Annotated in this window: 1 protein-coding gene; it reads left to right on the forward strand. The window is 73.0% G+C overall.

The window, feature by feature from the left end; genetic code table 11:
- A partial coding sequence (locus tag NHG85_RS09255) for a MupA/Atu3671 family FMN-dependent luciferase-like monooxygenase (protein ID WP_253331708.1) occupies positions 1-2,834 on the forward strand: 2,834 nt, incomplete at both ends.

The raw sequence follows: 2,834 nt of genomic DNA on the forward strand, positions 1-2,834 counted from the left end.
GGGGCCTGCCCGAAGGGGGCGCTGCTCGCCCTCGACTCCGAAACCGGGCGCCTGCAGGCCGCCCCCGGAGCGCTGCTGCCCGGCGCGCTGGATCTGCTGGTCGAGCGGCTCGATGCGCTGCTCGCCGCCGGGGCGGAAGCGCCGGGCCTTGTCCTGTCGAACCTGCCCATAACCGGGCCGGGTGAGCGCGATCTGGTGGTCGAGGGCTGGAACGCGACCCGAGGCGCGATCCCCGAGGGCACGATCGATGCCGCCATCGCCGCGCGGGCGCGGCGCAGCCCCGAGGCCCCGGCGCTGATCTGTGGTGCCGAGCGGCTGAGTCATGCCGATCTGGAGGCGCGCGCCAACCGCATGGCGCGGGTGCTGATCGAGATGGGCGCGGGCCCGGGCCGTCATGTCGGGCTGCACCTGCGGCGCTCGGCCGAGATGGTCGTGGCGATGCTCGCGGTGCTGAAATCCGGTGCGGCCTATGTGCCGCTCGACCCGAACTACCCGGCCGAACGGCTGGCCTTCTACCTCGAGGACAGCCGCGCCGGGCTGGTGATCTGCGAGGGCGAGGATCCCGCCGGGCTGCCGACGGGCGCGGCGCAGCTGCTGCGGCTCGGTGATTCGCGCCTCGCGCAAGCCGCGGCCGGGCCGATCCCGGCGCGGGCCGGACCGGGCGATCTGGCCTATCTGATCTATACCTCCGGCTCGACCGGCCGTCCCAAGGGGGTGATGATCGAACACCGGCAGGTGATGAACTTCTTTGCCGGGATGGACGACCGGGTGCCGCATGTACCCGGCGACGTGCTCCTCGCCGTGACCTCGGTCTCCTTCGACATCTCGGTGCTGGAGCTCATGTGGACCCTGTCGCGCGGGATGACGGTGGTGATCCAGGGCGAGGAGGAGCGGCTGCTCACCTCCTCCGGGCCCAGTGCGGCGGCGAAACCGGCAGGGCCGGCGCTCAGCCTGTTCTACTGGGGTCACGAGGACAGCGACACGGCGGATTACCGGCTGCTGCTGGAGGGCGCGCGCTTTGCCGATGCGCATGGCTTCGAGGCGGTCTGGACGCCGGAGCGACACTTCCACGGCTTCGGTGCCGCCTATCCCAACCCCGCCGTCACCGGCGCCGCCGTCGCCGCCGTCACCTCGCGGCTGGCGATCCGGGCGGGCAGCTGCGTGGCGCCGCTGCACCATCCGGCGCGCATCGCCGAGGATTGGGCGGTGATCGACCGGCTCTCGGGCGGGCGCGCGGGGCTGGCGATGGCAGCGGGCTGGCAGCCCGGCGACTTCGTGCTGCGTCCCGAGACTGCGCCGCCGGACAACCGCGCCGCCTTGCAAAGCAGCATCGACGCGGTGCGCCGGCTGTGGCGCGGCGAGGCGGTGGCCTTTCCCCGCGCCGACGGCAGCCTGCAGGAGGTGACGACACGGCCCCGCCCGGTGCAGCCCGAGCTGCCCTTGTGGCTCACCATCGCGGGCAATCCCGACAGCTGGCGCGAGGCGGGGCGGATCGGGGCCAACGTGCTCACCCACCTTCTGGGGCAGAGCATCGAGGATCTGGCGGCGAGGATTGCCGACTGGCGCGCGGCGCTGGCCGAGGCGGGGCACGACCCTTCGGCCTTCCGCGTGACGGTGATGCTGCACAGCTATCTCGATGAGAGCCGCGAGGCCGCCCGCGATGTGGCGCGCGGCCCGATGAAGGCCTATCTGCGCTCTGCCGCCGAGTTGATCGCCAGCCACGCGGCGGCCTTTCCGGCGATCCGGCGCGGAGCCGACGGGGCGGTCGACCCCGATGCGCTGACGCCCGAGGAGATGGAGGCGGTGCTCGAACACGCCTTCGCGCGCTATTTCGAGACCCAAGGCCTGTTCGGCACCATCGAGGACGGCGCGGCGCGGCTGGCGCAGCTGCGCGCGATCGGGGTCGACGAGATCGCCTGCCTGATCGATTTCGGCATCGCGCCGGACCGGGTCCTGGCGGGGCTGCCGCGCCTTGCGGCGCTGGTGGATGCGGCGCCGGGCGAGGCGGAGGCACCGACCGATGAGGACCGCTCGATCGCAGCGCAGATCCGCCGCCACGGCGTGACCCACCTGCAATGCACCCCCTCGATGGCGCGGATGCTGGTGGCCGACGAGACCAGCCGCGCGGCACTTGGTCGGTTGTCGCATCTCATGCTGGGCGGAGAGGCGCTGCCCGCGGCGCTGGCCGAGGAGCTGCGCGGCGCCGGGGTCGGCTGGATCGAGAACATGTATGGCCCGACCGAAACCACGATCTGGTCGACAACGCGGCGGGTGACAGCGGATGCCCCCACGTCGGTGATCGGCACGCCGATCCGCAACACCAGCGCTTACGTGCTCGACGCGGCGATGACGCCCTGCCCGGTGGGGGCGCCGGGCGCGCTGTGGATCGGCGGCGCGGGGGTGGCGCGCGGCTACTGGGGCCGGGCCGATCTGACGCGGGCGCGGTTTCGCCCCGATCCGTTCCGGCCCAGCGAGCGGATCTACGAGACCGGCGATCTCGCGCGCTGGCGCGCGGACGGGACGCTCGAATACCTTGGCCGGGCCGACGCCCAGGTGAAGCTGCGCGGCCACCGGATCGAACCCGGTGAGATCGAGGCCGTGATCGATATGGTCTCGGGACTGGGGCCGAGCGTGGTGCTTCTGCGCGAGGATCGCCCCGGCGACGCGCGGCTCGTCGCCTATCTCGAAACCGCGGCACCGATCGACGAGGCGGGGCTGCGCGCGGCGCTGGCGGCGCGGCTGCCGGCCTTCATGGTCCCGGCGCGGATCGTGGCCCTCGTGCAGTTTCCGATAACGCCCAACCGCAAGACCGACCGCGCCGCGATGCCGCCGCC

This window comes from Limimaricola litoreus, assembly GCF_024159025.1.
GTDB classification, from domain to species: domain Bacteria; phylum Pseudomonadota; class Alphaproteobacteria; order Rhodobacterales; family Rhodobacteraceae; genus Limimaricola; species Limimaricola litoreus.